This is a genomic window from Paractinoplanes bogorensis (genome assembly GCF_018829635.1).
Classification (GTDB): domain Bacteria; phylum Actinomycetota; class Actinomycetes; order Mycobacteriales; family Micromonosporaceae; genus Actinoplanes; species Actinoplanes bogorensis.
The window spans coordinates 752,756-771,830 of the sequence record NZ_JAHKKG010000001.1; the positions used below are offsets into that span (position 1 = coordinate 752,756).

Here is a 19,075-nt window from a genome sequence, read left to right on the forward strand (position 1 = left end):
TATCCGATTTGGAGCGCAGAACTGTGCTTTCTTCACGTTCCTCGAGACTGGCCCGTGGGGGGCTCATTGCCGCCCTGGCCCTCTCGATAGCCGGCGGGGGTGCGCCCGCGTACGCGGCCGGCGGCGACGATCCGCTGATCAACTACCCGACCTTCCGGGGCGCGGCGCGCAACCTGGACCGGAACGGGTCGGCCGACCTGATCCTCTCGTCCGGCGACAAGGCCCGGCAGAAGATCCTGCGGCTCACGCCCGGTGGCTTCCGGCAGTCCGGTTCGGCCTGGTCGACGACCAAGCTGGACGTCACCCGCTCGTTCGAGTCGACCTTCAAGGTCTACCTGCACCACTTCCGGCCGGGTGCCGACGGCATCGCGTTCGTCGTGCAGACCGAGGGCCCGCGGGCGCTCGGCGGCTGGGGTGGCGGTCTCGGTTACCGGGGCATCAAGCCCAGCCTGGCCGTCGAGTTCGACATCTATCAGAACTCGAACGACCCGAGCCGCAACCACCTCGCGGTGGTGCTCGGCGGTAACCCGGACTACCAGGACGAGACGGCCGAGTCGCCGATCCCGCTGTACGGCAAGCCGTTCACCGCGCGGGTCAACTACGACGCCGACGAGCAGATGCTGCGGGTCTATGTGCGCGCACTGAACGCGGGCTCGACCGAGCACCTCGTGCTGCGCCACGAGATCGACCTGGCCGACCACGTCGAGGACTCCGAGGCCTGGGTCGGCTTCACCGGCTCGACCGGCACCGGCCTCTCGAAGCAGGACATCTACTCCTGGAACGTCCAGGGGTCCGGCGCCTAGCAGGCAGTCCGCCGGCGTCGACCGGCGCCGGCGGCACCTTCATCCGCACTTTCATCCGCACCGAGTCTTGGAGACAACGATGTCTACGGTTCCCTACGCTCGCCCGGAGGCCGGCGCGGCGACCGAACTGCCGCCCCCGGTACTCGCGACCGCGAGTGAGCCGCTGGTCAGCATCATCATCCCGGCGCTGAACGAGGCGCGGAACCTGCCCCACGTGATGGCCGCACTGCCCCAGGTCGACGAGGTCATCCTGGTCGACGGCGGATCGACCGACGACACGGTCGACGTGGCCCGCCGCCTGATGCCCGGCGTCCGCATCGTGCAGCAGAACCGCAAGGGCAAGGGCAACGCGCTGGCCTGCGGATTCGCCGCGGCCACGGGCGACATCATCGTCATGATCGACGCGGACGGGTCGACCGACCCCAAGGAGATCCCGAGCTTCATCGAGGCGCTGCGGTCCGGCGCCGACTTCGCGAAGGGCTCGCGCTTCAGCGTCGGCGGCGGCAGCGCCGACATCACCCGGCTGCGCCGGCTCGGCAACCACGGCCTGAACCTCATGGTCAACGTCCTCTTCGGCACCCGGTACAGCGATCTCTGCTACGGCTACAACGCGTTCTGGGCCCGCCACCTCGACGTCTTCGACCTGGACAGCACCACCCCGCACGACGGTCGCCTGTGGGGGGACGGCTTCGAGATCGAGACCCTGCTCAACCTGCGGGCGGCCCGGGCCCGGCTGCGCATCGTCGAGGTGCCCAGCTTCGAGCAGCAGCGCATCCACGGCGAGAGCAACCTCAACGCGGTCACCGACGGCCTGCGGGTGCTGCGCACGATCGCCCGGGAGTGGACCCGGCGCCGGGCCGCCGCCCACCGGGCGCCGGAGCGCACCCGGTGAGGATCGGCGTCGTCACCAGCGCCTACCACCCGGACATCGGCGGAGTGGAGACCCACGTCCGCCGCCTGTGCGCCGCCCTGGTGGCCACCGGCGACGAGGTCGAGGTGCTCACCCAGCACGCCCTGGGCTCGGTCGAGACGATCGACGGGGTCGTGGTCCGCCGCTTCCCGCTCACCGTCCCGGCGCCGAACTACCGCTGCTCGATCGCGCTGTGGCGGTGGCTGCGGGCCAACGCCGGGCGCTACGACGTGCTGCACGCGCACAGCTACCACGCGCTGGCCGCGTTGCCGGCCGCGCTGACCAACCGCACGCCGCTGGTCTTCACGCCGCACTACCACGGCACCGGGCACAGCCGGCTGCGCGCGGTCCTGCACCCGATCTACCGCCCGCTCGGCCGCCGCATCGTGGCCCGGGCGGGCCGGATCATCTGTGTCACCCGGGCCGAACGGGAGCTGCTGGTCGGCCACTTCCCCGAGGCGGCGGGCCGGATGGTGGTCGTGCCCAACGGCACCGACCCGGCGCCCGACCTCGTGGCCGGGCCCGAGCCGGGCCGCGGCATCCTCTGTGTCGGCCGGCTCGAACGCTACAAGCGGGTCGACCGGGTGATCCGGGCCATGACCCGGCTGCCGGCCGACCACCGCCTCGACGTGGTCGGCTCCGGACCCGCCCGCGAGGAGTGGGAACAGCTCGCCGGCCGGCTGGGTCTCGGCCCCGAGCGGGTCGTCTTCCACGGCCGCCTGCCCGACGGCGCCTTCCAGGCCCGGATGGCGTCGGCCGCGGCGGTGGTGTCGGCCTCGGCCCACGAGGCGTTCGGCATGGCCGTGGCCGACGCGCTGACCGCCGGCATCCCGACCGTGGCGTCGTTCATCCCGGCCCACCGCGAACTGGCCGCCATGGCCGCCCCGGGTGCTCCGCTGTGGCTGGTCAACCCGGACGACGAGGTCGCGCTGGCCGAGACGCTGCAGGTCGCGGCGGGCACCGCCCGGGCCGAGGAGGGCCGCAACTCGCTGCCCACGTGGAGCGACGTCGTGCTGGCGACCCGCGCGGTCTACGCGGCCGTGGCGACACCGGTCCGCGTGATCCAGCAGACCAAGGCCGGGGCCGGGGCCGGCGACCGATGACCCTGACCCGGATGGTCGCCGAGGACCGTCTCGACCCGCCCGTCGTCGCGAGCCCGCCCGAAGCGCCCGCGACGGCGTCCCGGTGGCCCGGCGTGGCCTGCGCCGCGAGCCTGGTCGTGACCGGTGCGGCCGGGGCCGCGCTGCTGGTGGCGGCCAACCGGGCGGCCGAGCGGGACAGCGGCGACCAGTTCGGGTTCTTCTGGCTGGGCCTGCTGGTCTTCACCCTGCCTGCGGTGTTCTGGCTGGTGCGCCCGCGGACCGGTGCCCGGCTGCGGGTCGCGGTGCTGACCGCGTACGCCGGTTTCACGTACCTTCCCAAGCTTCTGCGTACGCCGGACGGCCCGCTCTATCACGACGAGTTCGCGCACTGGCGGCAGGCGCACGAGATCCTGATCCAGGGCCGGCTCTTCGAGCAGAACCCGATCGTCAAGGTGGTCGGCGACTTCCCCGGCCTGCACGCGACGGTCGCCTCGATCTCGGCCCTGACCGGCGTCTCGATCTGGCACGGCGCGCTGATCGTGCTGATCGCCGCCCACCTGCTGGTCGTGCTCGGCGTGTTCGTGCTGGCCGCCGAGATCTGGCCGGACGCCCGGGTCGCCGCCGTGGCCGCCATCCTCTACAGCCTGAACAGCTCGTTCCTGTTCTTCGACACCCAGTTCGGGTACGAGTCCCTGGCCATCCCGCTGCTCGTGTGGACGCTCGTCGCGCTGCACCGGGCGATGCGCGGCCCGGCCGGTCACGCCCGCTACGGCTGGTCGGCCGTGACCCTGATGCTGTCGGCGGCGACCATCGCGACCCATCACCTGACCGCCCTCGGCCTGCTCGGCGTCATGCTGATCCTGTGTGCGGTGGCCACCGCCCGGGCCCTGCGCCGCAGCCACCCGCGCGCGGTCACCTGGACGGCCTGGGCGCTGACCGTCGCCGCCGCCGTGCTCGTGGTGACCTACCTGGTCGTGGTGGCTCCGCGGACGGTCGGCTACCTCGATCCCTATCTGGCCAAGGCGCTCGACCAGGTCGCCGGGATGGCCGGCAGCAGCGGCTCGGGCAAGCGCACGCTGTTCCGCGAGTCGATCGCGCCGTGGTGGGAGCGCTACGCCGCGTTCGGCGCGCAGGGCCTGGCCGGACTGGCCATGGCGGCGGCCGCGTGGCGCCTGCGTTACCGCCGGCAGGGCGACGCGGTGTCCCGCACCGGCGCGCTCACCATGTTCGTGCTCGGCTCGCTCTACTTCCCGGCCGCGCTGCTGATCCTCACCCCGTCCGGGGCCGAGGGCGCGCGCCGCTCGTGGGCGTTCAGCTATCTCGGCCTCGCCGTCGTGGTCGCGCCGGTGGTGGTGGCGCTGCTCGACCACGCGGCCCGCCGGGCGACCCGGATCGCCGTGGCCGGCACGCTGCTCGGACTGTGCGCGGTCGCGCTGGTCGGCAACACCGCGGCCGGCATGAACCCGTCCTACCGCTTTCCGGGCCCGCCCGTCTTCGGCTCGGACACCCGCTCGTCCATCCCCGAGGTGTCGGCCGCGTCCGAGTGGCTGCGCACGACCCAGGGCCGGGACCTGCGGATCGTCGCCGACCGGTACTCCGGCCTGATCTTCGGCTCGTTCGGCGAGCAGCAGCCGGTCACCGGCTCGCAGTCGTTCCGCACCTACGACCTCTATCTGGCCCAGCCCGACCGCCGGATCGACCCGCACCTGATCGGGCAGCTCAGTTCGTGGCGGTTCGGCTATCTGATCGTCGACCGGCGGATGGCCCGGGAGGTACCCGAGATCCAGATCTACTTCGAGACCAACGAGCCGGTCCCGCACGACGGCAAGCCCGCGTTCTCGCTCGGCCAGCTCACCAAGTTCGACCACACACCGTGGACGATCAAGGTCTACGACAGCGGCAACATCGCGATCTACCGTTTCGACTTCGCCTCGCTCGGGCAGCGGGTGAGTGGCCGGTGACGACCGTCCGGCTGCTCGCCGCCACGTACGCCGCCCTGGGCCTGCTGGCCGCGGGGACGCACCTGCCCTGGCTGCTCGCCGTGGTCTGTCTGGCCGCGCTGGTCGCGATCGGCGAGCTGTGGCTGCGCGCGCTCACCGGCGAGGCCATGCCCCCGGTGGCCCGGATCGGCCTGGCCATCGCGTCCGGGCTGGTCAGCCTGCCGTTCGTGGCGATCACCCTGCACGCGGCCGGTGTCACCATCGGCACCCTCTCGATCGCCATCGGCCTCGCCGTGCTGGTCACCCTGCTCGGCGGGGCGGTGCTGGTGCGGGAGCGCTCGGGCGCCGCGCCGGCCGATCCGCGTCTGCCCCGCATGATCCTCGCGGTCGGCATCCCCGCTCTGCTCACTCTGGTCGCGGGGTTCGGTTCCCTTCAGCTGTACGACCGTCTGCCGCACCCGCCGCCGCCCGGCTACACGAGTCTGGCCCTCAACGGGTGGGCCGCCGGGATCGACCGCCCGGTCGCCATCCCGGCCCGTGGCGTGAAAGTCCCGGTCCGGATCAGCAGCGCCGGGTTGCCGGCCGCGACCGAGCCGCTGCGGGTGCGGATGGGCGCGCGGCTCGTCTCGGGCCGGACGCTGGCCGTCGCCGCCGACGCCACCAGCTCGGTCGACGTCTTCGTGCCGGCGCCGCCGGACGCCTGCCTGCATCGGATCGAGATCAGCCTGGGCGCGTCGAGCACCATCTTCTACGGCCGGGGCCCGGCCACCCGGGGGGCCGCCACGTGCTGAGGACCGTCGCGCGGGACTCGCTGGCCCGCAACAGCGTCCTGATCATGGCCAGCACGGTCGGGACGGCCGGGCTCGGCTACCTCTACTGGCTGCTCGCGGCTCATCGGCTGTCCCCGTCGGCGATCGGCGCGGCCACCGCCCTGATCTCCCTCTCGACCGTGGTCAGCATGGTGTCCAACCTGGGCATCGGGCACATGTTCATCCAGCGGCTGCCGGGCACGGGCGTACGGGAATGGTCCCGGATCGTCGGTGCCGGTCTGCTTCTCGGTTGTGGAGCCACGGCGGTTGCGTCCTTCGTCGCGGCCGGTCTGCTGCCCTCGCTGGCGGGCACGTTCGTCTTCCTGCGCAGTACGTCCGGCACGGTCGCGCTGGTCACCACGGCGGTCGCCCTGACCGCGACGACACTGCTCGACTACATCTTCATCGCCGACCGGTCCAGCCACGGCATGCTGACCCGCAACCTGGCCCTGGCCGTCGGCAAGGTGGTCACGCTGGCCGCGCTGACCTGGGCCGGCTATCAGGGCCCGGGCGTCGTGCTGATCGCCTGGACGCTGCCGTCGCTCGGCGTCACGGCTTACACGCTGACCACGATGATCGGCCGGCTGCGCCCGGGTGCCCGGCTCGACGGCGCCGGGGTCGGGCTCGAGCTGCGGCACATCCAGGGCTCGCTGAGCGGCCACCACCTGATCAACCTGGCCCAGGCCGGACCCACCGCGTTGCTGCCGGTGCTGGTCACGGCCCGGCTCGGGGCCGAGGCGAACGGGCACTTCTACGTGGCCTGGATGACCGCCTCGATCCTGTTCATGGTCTCGCCCGCGGTCGCCTCGGCGTTCTATGCCGAGCGCACCAACTCGGCCGCGACCGGCCTGCCCCGCGCCGCCGCCGTCGTGTTCGCCGTGATCGGCCCGCCCGCGCTGCTGCTGTTCCTGGCCGGCGACCGCATCCTCGGCCTGTTCAGCGCGGGCTTCGCGGCCGAGGGCGAGCTGCTGCTGCGGATCCTCGTGCTGGCCGCGCTGCCCGACGCGATCACCAACCTGGCCGTCGCGCACTGGCGTTCGCTCGGCCAGTTCCGCCGCTGCCTGCGGCTCAACCTGCTGATGGCCACCGTCTGCCTGGCCCTGACCTGGCTCTGGCTGCCCGGCACCGGCATCGAGGCCGCGGGCATCGCCTGGCTGGCCGGGCAGTCGGTGGGCGCACTGGCCGTCGCCATTTTTTGGATCAAGTCTCGACGAAAGGCCCCCGCTGCATGAGGATCCTGCACCTGTCCAACCTGTACGCCCCCGTCATCGGCGGGCTCGAGCGCAGCATCGCCACCAGCAGCGAGGAGCTGGTGCGGCGTGGGCACGAGGTCACCGTGCTCACGCTGGCGACCCCGCTGGCCGACCACGACGAGACGATCCGGGGCGTACGGGTGAAACGCGTGCGCAGCGTGGCCAACACCCTGCTGCCGCGGATGAACCAGGACGCGGGCAAACCGTTCCACCCGACCACGGCCGACCCGCTGACCACGGCGGCGATCCGGCGGGTGCTGCTCGACGGCGAGTACGACGTGGTGCACAGCCACGACTGGATGATGTACAGCTACCTGCCGCTGCGCTACGGCAAGGGTGGCCGGCCGCACGTGCACACGGCCCACGACTTCGGCTTCACGTGCGTCAAGAAGACCTTCGCCCGCAACGGCCGGCCGTGCGGCGGGCCGCGCCTGGGCCGGTGTGTGCCGTGTGCTGTGGAACAATACGGACGACCCAGGTCGGCTGTGCTGACCACGGCACTGCGGGCCCAGCGGCACCGGGGGATCGACGCGCTGACCGCGATCTCGCCCGCCGTGGCCGAGGGCGTGAGCGCGGGCCGGATCCACGGTGACCTGCCGGTCCAGGTGATCACGTCGCTGGTGCCGGACGGGCTCGACGAGCTGGCCCGCAACACCCCGCGCCCTTCGTGGCTGCCGGACGGGCCGTACCTGCTCTTCGTGGGCGCACTCGGGCCGCACAAGGGAATCGATGTGCTCTTCGAGGCTTTTCATCGTCTTTCCCGCGACGAGAATGCGCCGGCGCTGGTCTGCATCGGGACGCCGCGGGCGGACACTCCGCCGATCCCGGACGGCGTGATCGTGCGCCACAACGTGCCGCACCCCGAGGTGATGGCGGCCTGGCACCACGCGGCGGCCGGCGTCGTGCCGTCGATTCTCGAGCCGATGGGCCAGGTCGCGGTCGAGGCCCTGCTGGCCGGCACGCCGCTGATCGCCACCGCGGCCGGTGGCCTGGCCGACATGATCCGCGACGGCGAGAACGGCCTGCAGATCCCGGCCGGCGACCCGGACGCCCTGCTGGCCGCCGTCCGCCGGCTGCTCACCGACCCCGGCCTGACCGCGCGCCTGCGCACGGCCGGCCACCGGCGCGGGCTCGACTACACCGCCGCCCGCGTCGTCCCGCAGATCGAGGAGGTCTACCGTGCCTGCATCGCCGCGGCTGCCCGCTGACGGTCCGACCCGAGTGGTCGTCGTCGGCTCGGGCTGGCGGTTCCTCTCCGGCATCAGCTACTACACCTGCCGCCTGACCAATGCGCTGGCCGAGCGCTACGAGGTCGGCGCGATCCTGATGCGCCAGCTGCTGCCGACCCGGCTCTACCCCGGTCGCGGGCGGGTCGGGCAACGGCTCAACGACCTCGCGTACGCCCCCGGGGTCGAGGTCTTCGACGGCGTCGACTGGTGGGGGGTGCCGAGCCTGGTGCGGGCGGTGCGATTCCTGCGCTCGTTCCGGCCCGAGGTGCTCGTGCTCCAGTGGTGGACGGGCACGGTCCTGCACTCCTACCTGGTGCTGGCCGCAGCCGCCCGGCTGCTCGGGATCCGGGTGGTCGTCGAGTTCCACGAGGTGCAGGACACCGGCGAGGCCCAGCACCGGTGGGCCGCCTGGTACACCCGCACGCTGATCCGGCCCTTGCTGCGCCGCACCGAGGGCGTGATCGTGCACTCCGGCTTCGACCGGGTCCAACTGCGTTCCACGTACGACCTCGACGGGGTGCCGGACGAGATCGCGCTGCACGGGCCGTTCGACCATCACGACGCCGTTCCGGTGTCGCCCCGGGTGCCCGACGGGACGGTTCGGCTGCTGTTCTTCGGCACGATCCGCCCGTACAAGGGGCTGGAGGATCTGGTCGAGGCGTTCGGGCGGCTTCCGTCGAACTACACGCTGACCGTCGTGGGGGAGACGTGGGAGGGGTGGGACCGGCCCGCCTCGATGATCGCCGAGTCGCCCGCGGCCGGCCGGATCACCTTCGTCAACCGCTACGTCGCCGACTCCGAGGTCGACGGGTTCTTCGCCGATGCCGACCTGGTCGTGCTGCCCTATCGCCGCAGTTCGGCGAGCGGGCCGCTGCACATCGCGATGAGTCACGGCCTGCCCGTGGTCGTCACCGCCGTCGGCGGGCTGGTCGAGGCGGCGTCCGACTATTCGGGGACCACCTTCGTGGCCGCCGGCTCGCCGTCCGCGCTGGTCGACGCCGTACGGTCCGCGTCTCTGAACGTCGGAAGGCGGCACACCGACCCCTCCTCGTGGGAGAAGTCGGTGGCCGCCTTCACTCGGTTGTTCGCCCGGATGGGCGTGCTCCCGGTGGGTCAGGACGCCGTGATCACCGCGTCGTCGAACCAGACCGTGCCGGTGTTGTCGCCCGACTTGAGGTGAACCTGCATGCTGGCCGAGCCGGCCGGGGCGACCCCGTCCACGGCCAGCTTGGTCCAGCCGGTGGTGCCGGTCGGCAGGATGCTCGAGGACACGCCGCCGAGCCACTTGTCGTTGGCGTCGAACCAGCTCAGCGCGATCTGGGTGGTGCCCGTGGCCGCGTTGCCGCGGGCCCACACCTCGCCGTGCCACTTCTGGCCGGGCTTGACCGGGGCGATCGGCGCGACGCGGTAGGACGGCGACGAGCCGGCCGAGGTCTTACCGGTGTTGGTCATGCTGATCGACCACTTGCCCGTGCGGGCCATGCTCTGCGTCTTGACGGCCAGGCCCAGCTCGGGCATGTACGCGCGCCACGGGGTCAGGTTGTTGCCCGCTTCGAAGCTCGGGTCCATCAGGCTGACCGGCATGTTCGTGTTGGTCCAGCCCGCCTTGACCACAGCGGCGGCCGGCTTGGCGCTGCCGTCGAGACGGTAGAGCCCGTAGCTGTACTGGGCCGGGATCTTGGAGACGGCCGAGGTCGGGATGGCGCCCTGGGTGAAGTCGTTCAGCGTCCACGGTGCCACCGACTGCACGCCGGCCACCTCGGCCGCCTCGAACACGCGGGCCAGGAACGCGGCCTGCTCGCCCTCGGTGTTCTGGATGGTGTTGAGGCCGGTCTCGCCGATCACCATCGGGTAGGGGGCCACGGTGGCCTGCGCGTTCTTGATGATCGAGAGGGCGCGCTCGGAGTTGCCGTAGAGGTGGAAGTCGTAGTAGTCGATCGGGGTCGAGGCCAGGGCGGACTTGATCCGGGCCATGCCGGGAGCGCCCGACACACCGTCGACCGAGAAGGTCAGCGGCATCGTGGGGAACGCGCTGCGCAGCGACGGGATCAGCTTCCTGGCCCAGTTGACGGCCACGGTGTCGCCCGCGTTGAACTCGTTCTGCAGCTCGACCGACAGGACGCGCTTGTCGTCCTTGTAGGCCCGGAGGATCCGGTTCGCCCAGTTCTGGCTGTTGGCGATCTCGTCGTAGCCGTCCCACCAGTCGAACAGGGTGAACTTGACGGTCATGCCCCGTGCCGAGGCCATGTCCACGAACTGGGCCAGGCGCTGCTGATAGGTGTCGGACGGCATCGGGAAACCGAACTGGGTCGGGAAGATGATGATCCGCACGTTGTCGGCGCCGAGCGCGTCGGCCTTGGCCAGGTCGGCGTTGATCTTGGCGGCGTCCCAGTTCGTCCACATTTTCGACCAGCCCGCGCCCGACGGGTAGTAGTTCAGCGACTTCGCCGTCTTGACCGCGGCCAGGCGGGAGGCCAGCGTCGGAACCGTGCTGACCTCGGTCGCCTTGGTGGCGACGGCCTTGGTGGCCGCCGGCTTGGCGGCGGTCTTGGCCGGAGCGCTGGTCTTCATGACCGACTTGGCGGGAGCGGCGGGCTTGTGGGGCGCGGCGGTTGCCGGCGCGTGCGGCAGGGCGAGGCCCAGAAGCACGGACGAGGCGAGAGCGGCGGCACAGCGGCGAGCGGAGAACACGGCTGGTCGGGGCCCTTCGGTCAGAATGCGGAATGTTTCTTGGGAGCGCCCCCTCAATCGGTCGGATCGTTCGCGCTAGTTGGGTTTCCAAGTGGCAGTGCCGTTGCAGCCGGTGGTGGACAGGGTGCAGCGGCCGGGCACCCCGATCGGGCCCGGCTGTGCGGTGGTGCGCCTGTTACTCGGTGGGGTAGGTGCGGGGGGTGTAGACGAACGTGGTGCCGTCGCCGCGGCCGATCGCCCGGGTCTGCGACGACCCGATGATCAGCAGACAGCGCATGTCGACCGTGGCTGGGTCGAGCTCGGCCAGCGTGGTGACCCGGACCGACTCCTGCGGCCCGCCGACATCACGGCCGACGACGACCGGGGTGCTACCGGCGCGGTGCTCGAGCAGCAGGGCCCGGGCATCGACGAGCTGCTGTCGGCGCGACTTCGACGCCGGGTTGTAGACCGCGATCACCAGGTCGGCGCGGGCGGCGTGCTCGAGGCGGGAGGCGATCTGCGACCAGGGCTTGAGCCGGTCGGAGAGCGAGATGACGCAGAAGTCGTGCCCGAGCGGGGCGCCGGCCCGGCTCGCCACGGCCTGGGCGGCGGTGAGACCGGGGACGATCCGTACCTCGACGTCCTTCCACTGCGGGTCCTCGCTGACCTCGAGCACGGCGGCGGCCATGGCGAACACACCCGGATCGCCGGACGAGACGACGGCTACGTTGCGGCCGCGTTTGGCCAGGTCGAGGGCGAAGGCGGCCCGCTCGGCCTCGACCCGGTTGTCGGACGGGTGCTTGCGCTGGTGCGTCCGGGTTGCGACGCGGTCGAGGTAGGGCTGGTAGCCGATCAGGTCGTCGGCTGCCGCCAGGACGCCGCGGGCCTCCGCCGTGAGCCACATCGGGTCGCCCGGTCCGAGCCCGACGACAGTGACTTTCCCGGCTTTCCGCGAGGGGCGCCCACTGGGCACCAGGGCGAGGGAGAAGTACGGCACCGAGTCCGCGTCGACGTCGGCCAGGGGCGCGTGGCGCTCGCGGTCGGTGGTGGCGCGCTCGACGTAGAAGGCGTCGTCGAGCCGGCCCGCCCGTTCGAGGGCGGCGCGGACGCCGTCGAAGGTGCGGCCCAGCTTCATCACGGCGGCCGAGTCGGTGGCGGCCAGCCGGGCGGCCAGCTCGGCCGGGGGCAGGGTGCCGGGCAGGACGGTGAGGACCTCGTCGCGCTCCATCAGCGGGCGGCCGAGCACGGCCGAGGCGGCGCTGACCGAGGTGATCCCGGGGACGACCTGGGTTTCGTACGAGTGGGAAAGCCTTTTGTGCATGTGCATGTAGGAGCCGTAGAAGAACGGATCGCCCTCGGCCAGCACGACCACGTCACGGCCGGCGTCGAGATGCGCGGCCAGGCGGGCGGCGGCCTCGGCGTAGAACTCGTCGATCGCGCCCTGATAGCCGCCCGGGTGGTCGGTCTCCCCGGTCGTGACCGGGTAGATGAGCGGTTCCTCGATCTGGGTGTCCTTCAGCAGCCCGGCCGCGATCGCGCGGGCGTTGCTGCGACCGTGGCGGGCCGCGTGGTAGGCGATCACGTCGGCGTTCTCGATGAGGCGGGCGGCCTTGAGCGTGATCAGTTCCGGGTCGCCGGGGCCTACCCCGACGCCGTAGAGCTTGCCTTTCACTCTGCCTCCGACGCCAGGGCGTTGACGGCGGCCGCGGTCATGGCGCTGCCGCCACGACGGCCGTGCACGACCAGATATTCGAGGTCGGAGGCGGCCAGCGCCTCCTTGGACTCGGCGGCGCCGATGAAACCGACCGGGATGCCCAGCACGGCGGCCGGCCGCGGGGCGCCCTCGGCGATCAGCTCGAGCAGGCGGAACAGGGCCGTCGGGGCGTTACCGATGGCCACGACCGCGCCCTCCAGGTGGTCGAGCCACAGGTCGAGGGCGGCCGCGCTGCGGGTGGTGGCCAGGCGGGCGGCCAGGTCGGGCACCTCGGGAGCACGCAGGGTGCAGATGACCTCGTTGCCGGCCGGGAGGCGCTTGCGGGTGATGCCCGAGGCGACCATCTCGGCGTCGCACAGGATCGGGGCGCCGTCGAGCAGAGCCTTCCGGGCGGCGATGGCGACCTGCGGGGAGTACGCGATGTCGCGGACCAGGTCGACCATCCCGCACGCGTGGATCATGCGGACGGCGACCCGCGCCACCTCGGCGGGCAACCCGCCCAGGTCGGCCTCGGCCCGGATCGTGGCGAAGGAACGCCGATAGATCTCGGCGCCGTCCCTCTCGTACTCCATCAGTTCCTCCTCGCGGCGGCGACCGCGCGTGCGGTGTCGCCGGTGTACGTCTTTCCGTCCGGTTCCCGGCTCACGCGGTAGCCGTCCCCGGTGGCCTCGACCCGCACGTGCGCCCCGGATGGGCTGCCACACCCGCGGGCGCAGCCGATCCAGTGCACCGGCAGGCCGTCCCCGTACGTGGTGGTGGTATCGGCATCGGCGCGCACGTCGGCCAGGGATTTGGCGCAGCCGGGTTTTCCGGCGCAGGCGGTCACGCCGGTCCAGCGCGAGTGCGGGTCGGTTGGGAGTCCGGCCTCGTCGAGTGCTCGCGCCCAGCGGCGGGCGGCCTCGGGGGTCAGATCCGGCACGACAATTCCGCGACCGGGGGTGACGACTATGCGCCGGGCCGTGCTGAGCAGCGTGAGGGCCGGGCCGCCGAGCCGGCCGAGTGGCACCAGCGCGCCGACCGCTTGTAGGCCGTCGCTCTGCCGAACGATCCCTACCGGCGCCGTCGGCTCGCCGTTCCGCGCCGCCGCGTCGACGGGCATCCGCGCTTCGCGTCGTTCAAGATCGCTGGAGTCGCCATCCCTAACCCCCGCCCACCCTGGGGATAAGGAAGGGACCCTACCGCTTGTCAAGCCGCCGGAGTGGGTTATCCACAGGGCGGCCGCGGTGCGAGCGGCGACAGTTGCCGGGCCATCGGGCAGCTCGTGCAAACGCCACGCGGGCGTTGCCCGGGTCGGTTCAGCGGCGGTAGCGCGCTCGGCCAGGAACGCGTTCGCGGCGGCCAGCAGCGCCGGCACCACCTGATCTGCGGACACACGGATGCCGTGGTCCTCGTCGGCGAACAGAATGGCGAACTCGTCATCGCCCGGCTCCGCGAGCTTGCCGCCAGTTGGCGCGGCGACGGGGACGGCGGCCACGTCGGCGGACAGGGGGACTGCGCCGATCGCGAACAGGAAACGGCCGGGCAGGGCGGCCAAGGCCGGGTCGCCGCACAAGTCCCGGTCCAGCTGTTCGACCAACGCGCGGATCGTGGCGTCGGCCAGGGGTGGGGCGGCGATGTTGCGTACGGTCTCGTGGGTCTCGGAGGGCAGCAGACCGGCCTCCGCCAGCCGGGCCGCCAACTCCACGGGGTCGGCGTCGATCAAGGCTCTGAGCTGCACATTCGCGCGGGACGTCAGCTCCAGGAAGCCTGCCGGAGCCAAGGCGTGCAGAGCGGCCAGCTGCGGCCCGGTGATCATGCCGCCGGGGAGGCGGACCCGGGCCAGCGGGCCGTCGGCGGCCGTGTGCATACGCAGGGCGCCGGGGCACGCATCGACGTCGTTCGCACGGGCAGCCACGGCCCGGATACTACGTTCGATCCCGGGCGTGGGCGCATCCTCGGGTCGGGAGAGTCACACCGCGCGACCCTCCTTGACGCGGAGTGCGGGCGCCGGGGAGGGTGGTAGGTCACGAGCGGCGACGCTTGCGGAGGAAGCCGGTGGGAGTCCGGCGCGGTCCCGCCACTGTCACCGAGCCGGCAACGGCTCGGGAGCCAGGAACTCCGGTCGCCGCGATCTCTACTACCCGGGGCGCGGACCCCGAGGGGGAGCTTGCGCGTGTTCCTGCTGCTGTCGACCTCCGACACCGACCTGCTCAGTGCCCGGGCCAGCGGCTCACCGTGGCGCCTGGCCAACCCGGCCCGTACGACCGTCGCCGATCTGCCTGCCCTGCTCGAGGACGTGACGCTGGTCGTCGTCCGGATCCTCGGCGGGCGCCGGGCCTGGGAGGAAGGGCTCGACGCACTGCTTGCGGGGCCCATTCCGGTGGTCGTGCTGGGCGGCGAGCAGGCGCCGGACGCCGACCTCATGAAGCTGTCGACCGTCCCGGCCGGGGTGGCCGCCGAGGCCCACCTCTACCTGGCCCAGGGCGGCCCGGACAACCTGAGCGCGGTGCACGACTTCCTCTCCGACACCGTGCTGCTGACCGGGCACGGGTTCGCCCCGCCGCAGGCCGCACCCGACTGGGGCCACCTGCCCCGGTCGTCGTCAGAAAAAGCCGGGCCAACGGTGGCGGTGCTCTACTACCGCGCCCACCACATGGCCGGGAACACGGCGTTCATCGAGGCACTGTGCCGGGCGATCGAGGCCAAGGGCGGCCGCCCGTTGCCTCTGTTCACTTCTTCCCTCCGTACGGCCCCGGAAGAGCTCTTGACCGAATTGCGCAAAGCGGATGCGCTGGTGGTGACGGTGCTCGCCGCGGGTGGCACACGTCCCGCGACGGCAAGTGCGGGCGGCGACGACGAGGCGTGGGACGTCGGCGTGCTGGCCGGGCTGGACGTGCCGATCCTGCAGGGGCTGTGCCTGACCAGCAGCCGGGCCGCGTGGGAGGCCAGCGACGACGGTCTCTCCCCGCTCGACGCGGCGACCCAGGTGGCGATCCCCGAGTTCGACGGCCGGATCATCACCGTGCCGTTCTCGTTCAAAGAGATCGACCCGGACGGGCTGTCGGTCTACGTCGCCGACGAGGAGCGGGCGGCCCGGGTGGCCGGCATCGCGCTCGCGCACGCCCGGCTGCGGCACATCCCGCCGGCCGAGCGGCGCATCGTGCTGATGCTGTCGGCCTATCCGACCAAGCACTCGCGGATCGGCAACGCGGTCGGCCTCGACACCCCGGCCTCGACCGTGGCGCTGATCGAGGCCATGCGCGCGCACGGCTATCAGGTCGGCTCGTTCACCGATTACCACGGCGACGCGCTCATCCACGCGCTGATCGCGGCCGGCGGCCAGGACCCGGACTGGCTGACCGAGGACCAGATGAGCGAGAACAAGGTCAGAATCTCCGGTTCCGCGTACGCGTCCTGGTTCGCCACCCTGCCCGAAGATCTGCGGTCTTCGATGGAAGAGCACTGGGGCCCGCCGCCGGGCGAGCTCTATGTCGACGGCGGCGACATCGTGCTGGCCGCCCTGCGCGACGAGAACATCGTGGTGATGGTGCAGCCGCCGCGCGGGTTCGGCGCCAACCCGGTGGCCATCTATCACGACCCCGATCTGCCGCCGTCGCATCACTATCTGGCCGCGTACCGGTGGCTGGCCGACGACTTCGGCGCCCACGCGGTGGTGCACGTGGGCAAGCACGGCAACCTGGAGTGGCTGCCCGGCAAGAACGTCGGCATGTCCGCCTCGGACGGCACCGACGCGGCCCTGGGCGACCTGCCGCTGATCTATCCGTTCCTGGTCAACGACCCGGGCGAGGGCACCCAGGCCAAGCGCCGGGCGCACGCCACGCTGGTCGATCACCTGATTCCGCCGATGGCGCGGGCCGAGTCGTACGGGGACATCGCCCGCCTCGAGCAGCTGCTCGACGAGCACGCCAACATCGCCACGCTCGACCCGGCCAAGCTGCCGGCGATCCGGGCCCAGATCTGGACGCTGATCCAGGCCGCCCGGATGGACCACGACCTCGGGCTGGACAACCGGCCCGGTGACGAGGAGTTCGACGAGTTCATCCTGCACGTCGACGGGTGGCTCTGCGAGGTCAAGGACGTGCAGATCCGCGACGGGCTGCACATCCTGGGCGCGGCGCCAGTGGGCGAGGCGCGGGTCAACCTGGTGCTGGCCATGCTGCGGGCCCGCCAGATGTGGGCCGGTCAGGTGGCTGCGCTGCCCGGGCTGCGCGAGGCGCTGGGCCTGGCCGAGGACGCGTCGACCGCCGAGACGGATCTTGTCGAAGCAAAGGCGCGGGCGCTGGTCGTCGCGATGGAGGAAGCGGGCTGGCCCAGTTCTGCTGCCGGCATTGCGGACGATTCTCAGGTGCGCCGGGTACTCGAGTTCGCGGCCACCGAAATCGTGCCGCGCCTCGAGCGCACCACCGACGAGGTCAGCAACCTGCTGCACGCGCTCGACGGCGGCTACGTGCCGGCCGGTCCGAGCGGCTCCCCGCTGCGCGGCCTGATCAACGTGCTGCCCACCGGCCGCAACTTCTACTCGGTCGACCCCAAGGCGATCCCGAGCGCGCTGGCCTGGGAGACCGGCCAGGCCATGGCCGAGTCGCTGCTCGCCCGGTACAAGACCGACTACGGTGACTGGCCCCGCTCGGTCGGCCTCTCGGCGTGGGGCACGAGCGCCATGCGGACGGCCGGTGACGACATCGCCGAGATCCTGGCCCTGATCGGTGTTCGCCCGATCTGGGACCCCGCCTCACGCCGGGTCACCGGTCTCGAGCCGATCAGCCGCGAGGAGCTGGGCCGGCCCCGGGTCGATGTCACGGTCCGCATCTCGGGCTTCTTCCGTGACGCCTTCCCGCACGTCGTGGCCATGATGGACGACGCCTTCCGGATGATCGCCGAGCTCGACGAGCCGGACAACTATGTCCGGGCGCACGCCCTGGCCGACCGGGACGACCACGGCGACTGGCGGCGGGCCACCACGCGCATCTTCGGGTCGCGGCCGGGGGCGTACGGGGCGGGGATCCTGCCGTTGATCGAGAGCCGCAACTGGCGGGGTGACGCCGACATCGCCGAGGTCTATGCCGTGTGGGGCGGTTTCGCGTACGGACGTGACCTCGACGGTGTGCCCGCGCGCCCCGACATGGAGAACGCCTACCGGCGGATCGACATCGCGGCCAAGAACATCGACACCCGCGAGCACGACATCGCCGACTCGGACGACTACTACCAGTACCACGGCGGCATGATCGCCACGGTGCGCGCGCTGACCGGCAAGGCCCCGGCCGCCTATGTGGGCGACTCGACCAACCCGGACGCCACCCGCACCCGCAGCCTGACCGAGGAGACCGCGCGTGTCTTCCGGGCCCGCGTGGTCAACCCGCGCTGGATCGGTGCCATGCGCCGGCACGGCTACAAGGGCGCGTTCGAGCTGGCGGCCACGGTCGACTACCTGTTCGGCTTCGATGCCACGGCCGGGGTGGTCACCGACTACATGTACGAGCAGCTGGCCACCACGTACGCGCTGGACCCGGAGAACCAGAAGTTCTTCCAGCAGTCCAACACGTGGGCGCTGCACAGCATCACCGAGCGCCTGCTCGAGGCGGCCGAGCGCAAGCTGTGGGACGCCCCCGACCCGGACATGCTGAACCAGTTGCAGCAGCTCTACCTCGAGACCGAGGGCGACCTCGAGGACAACTAGGGAGTCTGGGCCCAGGCCGCCCAGGCGGCCCTCCACTCGGGCGAGGACGAGCCGCGCTGCCAGGCCTCGTGGGCGGGGCGGCTCGGCACGTCGGGGCCCAGGCCGGTGCCGTGGAGCAGGGTCTCGGCGACGGCCCGGCGGCGGAGGACGGGGTCGTCGCGGAACCAGGCGGCCTCGTGGTGCAGTGTGCCGAGCTCCGAGATCATGGCGCTGACGGCCGGCTCGGCGTCGGTGGCCGGGGCGTCGCTCAGCTCGGTCTGGCGTTGCACGGCGGCCGCCCACAGGGTCGTCCAATAGCCCGGGAGCGCCGGCTCGGGGCCGCCCTCGGCCATCCAGCGCCGCTGCTCGGCGGCCTCGGCCAGCGCCGCCTCGGCCAGCGCCCGGTGCGGTTCGCGGGCCAGGTCGGCGGGCAGCGGCTCGGGCTCGTGGTGCACGTAGTCAGGTGGGGTGCGTCGCCGGTCGAGCATCGGGATCGGGTCGGTGACGGTCTCGACGGCCGGCTCGCCGGGGTGCCAGTCGCGGCCGACGACGGTGATGCCGACGCCGTCGCGGTCGGCGCGGACGATCCACCAGCGATCGCCGGCGCGCAGCATGCGGGCGGCGACCGGGTGGCCGTCGACGCGCAGGGTCGCCGGGCCCTCGGTCCATTCGAGGTCGGCGAAGCGGTCGCCACCGCGGCGTACGTGATGTTCGAGGGTCTCGCGCAGCGGCCCGGGCTCGGCGCGGGCCGTCTCGACCTCGGCCGCGCGGCCATAGGTCAGCCGAACGGCGACGAGCCGGTCATCGGTGCTGTCGAGGCTGCCGAACGTCTCTTCGGCCGGGCGCAGACCCTCGGCCAGGCCGAAGACGGGCATGTCACTGGCGGCCAGGACCCGCCGCATGCGTTCGGACTGCTGGGCGAACAGCTCGTCGCGCCCGATGGATCGGTCGAACTCCATGATGTGCCTCCCCGACCCCAGTGTGGCAGTGCCGGCACCGGCCGGCA

General features: G+C 72.1%; 14 protein-coding genes and 1 riboswitch. Of the genes, 9 read left to right on the forward strand and 5 right to left on the reverse strand.

The window, feature by feature from the left end:
- Positions 1–23: 23 nt before the first annotated feature.
- The 8 genes from KOI35_RS03640 to KOI35_RS03675 all read left to right on the forward strand — a co-directional run bounded on the left by KOI35_RS03640 (position 24) and on the right by KOI35_RS03675 (position 9,206).
- Positions 24–803, forward strand: a complete 780-nt coding sequence (locus KOI35_RS03640) for an L-type lectin-domain containing protein (RefSeq protein ID WP_308120766.1) — start codon at positions 24–26, stop codon at positions 801–803.
- 79 nt (positions 804–882) lie between these two features.
- Positions 883–1,695, forward strand: coding sequence for a glycosyltransferase family 2 protein (locus KOI35_RS03645; RefSeq protein ID WP_215784522.1), 813 nt, complete (start codon positions 883–885; stop codon positions 1,693–1,695).
- The gene (locus KOI35_RS48750; protein ID WP_215784523.1) at positions 1,692–2,816 is read left to right on the forward strand and encodes a glycosyltransferase family 4 protein; all 1,125 of its coding nucleotides are present in this window, start codon (positions 1,692–1,694) and stop codon (positions 2,814–2,816) included. Before KOI35_RS03645 ends, KOI35_RS48750 begins: the two co-directional genes overlap by 4 nt.
- Positions 2,817–2,827: 11 nt before the next feature.
- Positions 2,828–4,756, forward strand: a complete 1,929-nt coding sequence (locus tag KOI35_RS03655) for a glycosyltransferase family protein (RefSeq protein WP_215784524.1) — start codon at positions 2,828–2,830, stop codon at positions 4,754–4,756.
- Positions 4,753–5,526 (forward strand): hypothetical protein, encoded by a 774-nt coding sequence (locus KOI35_RS03660; protein ID WP_215784525.1) that lies wholly within the window; start codon positions 4,753–4,755, stop codon positions 5,524–5,526. The genes KOI35_RS03655 and KOI35_RS03660 overlap by 4 nt, the downstream gene beginning before the upstream one ends.
- The gene (locus KOI35_RS03665; RefSeq protein WP_215784526.1) at positions 5,520–6,776 is read left to right on the forward strand and encodes a lipopolysaccharide biosynthesis protein; all 1,257 of its coding nucleotides are present in this window, start codon (positions 5,520–5,522) and stop codon (positions 6,774–6,776) included. The genes KOI35_RS03660 and KOI35_RS03665 overlap by 7 nt, the downstream gene beginning before the upstream one ends.
- Complete coding sequence (locus KOI35_RS03670) at positions 6,773–8,005, forward strand: glycosyltransferase family 4 protein (protein WP_215784527.1); 1,233 nt, start codon at positions 6,773–6,775, stop codon at positions 8,003–8,005. Before KOI35_RS03665 ends, KOI35_RS03670 begins: the two co-directional genes overlap by 4 nt.
- On the forward strand, positions 7,977–9,206 hold the full coding sequence (locus KOI35_RS03675) for a glycosyltransferase (RefSeq protein ID WP_308120767.1): 1,230 nt from the start codon (positions 7,977–7,979) through the stop codon (positions 9,204–9,206). The genes KOI35_RS03670 and KOI35_RS03675 overlap by 29 nt, the downstream gene beginning before the upstream one ends.
- On the opposite strand, the gene KOI35_RS03680 is transcribed toward KOI35_RS03675, so the two are convergent.
- The 4 genes from KOI35_RS03680 to KOI35_RS03695 form a co-directional block, all read right to left on the reverse strand.
- Positions 9,140–10,597 carry a cellulase family glycosylhydrolase gene (locus KOI35_RS03680; RefSeq protein WP_215784528.1) on the reverse strand — a complete coding sequence of 486 codons (1,458 nt, stop codon included), beginning with the start codon at positions 10,595–10,597 and terminating at the stop codon, positions 9,140–9,142. The genes KOI35_RS03675 and KOI35_RS03680 overlap by 67 nt on opposite strands.
- A 295-nt stretch (positions 10,598–10,892) precedes the next feature.
- Complete coding sequence (locus tag KOI35_RS48755) at positions 10,893–12,368, reverse strand: precorrin-2 C(20)-methyltransferase (protein ID WP_215784529.1); 1,476 nt, start codon at positions 12,366–12,368, stop codon at positions 10,893–10,895.
- Positions 12,365–12,982, reverse strand: coding sequence for a precorrin-8X methylmutase (locus tag KOI35_RS03690; RefSeq protein WP_215784530.1), 618 nt, complete (start codon positions 12,980–12,982; stop codon positions 12,365–12,367). Before KOI35_RS03690 ends, KOI35_RS48755 begins: the two co-directional genes overlap by 4 nt.
- A complete protein-coding gene (locus KOI35_RS03695) occupies positions 12,982–14,304 on the reverse strand; it encodes a ferredoxin-like domain-containing protein (protein ID WP_308120768.1) in 1,323 nt (440 codons plus the stop codon). Before KOI35_RS03695 ends, KOI35_RS03690 begins: the two co-directional genes overlap by 1 nt.
- A gap of 130 nt (positions 14,305–14,434) precedes the next feature.
- Positions 14,435–14,508, forward strand: a riboswitch (cobalamin riboswitch).
- Between the two features lie 48 nt (positions 14,509–14,556).
- On the opposite strand from KOI35_RS03695, the gene cobN reads away from it, so the two are divergent.
- Positions 14,557–18,090 carry a cobaltochelatase subunit CobN gene (cobN, locus tag KOI35_RS03700; protein ID WP_215784531.1) on the forward strand — a complete coding sequence of 1,178 codons (3,534 nt, stop codon included), beginning with the start codon at positions 14,557–14,559 and terminating at the stop codon, positions 18,088–18,090.
- Here the strand turns inward: cobN and KOI35_RS03705 are convergent.
- Positions 18,087–19,028 (reverse strand): hypothetical protein, encoded by a 942-nt coding sequence (locus tag KOI35_RS03705; protein WP_215784532.1) that lies wholly within the window; start codon positions 19,026–19,028, stop codon positions 18,087–18,089. The two genes, cobN and KOI35_RS03705, sit on opposite strands and share 4 nt — an antisense overlap.
- Positions 19,029–19,075: the final 47 nt, after the last annotated feature.

Bases quoted from the DNA above. Each gene is read 5' to 3' on its own strand.
- KOI35_RS03705 (WP_215784532.1), bottom strand. From the start codon at position 19,028: ATGGAGTTCGACCGATCCATCGGGCGCGACGAGCTGTTCGCCCAGCAG.
- KOI35_RS03680 (WP_215784528.1), bottom strand. From the start codon at position 10,597: ATGAAGACCAGCGCTCCGGCCAAGACCGCCGCCAAGCCGGCGGCCACC.
- KOI35_RS03670 (WP_215784527.1), top strand. From the start codon at position 6,773: ATGAGGATCCTGCACCTGTCCAACCTGTACGCCCCCGTCATCGGCGGG.
- KOI35_RS03690 (WP_215784530.1), bottom strand. From the start codon at position 12,982: ATGGAGTACGAGAGGGACGGCGCCGAGATCTATCGGCGTTCCTTCGCC.
- KOI35_RS03655 (WP_215784524.1), top strand. From the start codon at position 2,828: ATGGTCGCCGAGGACCGTCTCGACCCGCCCGTCGTCGCGAGCCCGCCC.
- KOI35_RS03645 (WP_215784522.1), top strand. From the start codon at position 883: ATGTCTACGGTTCCCTACGCTCGCCCGGAGGCCGGCGCGGCGACCGAA.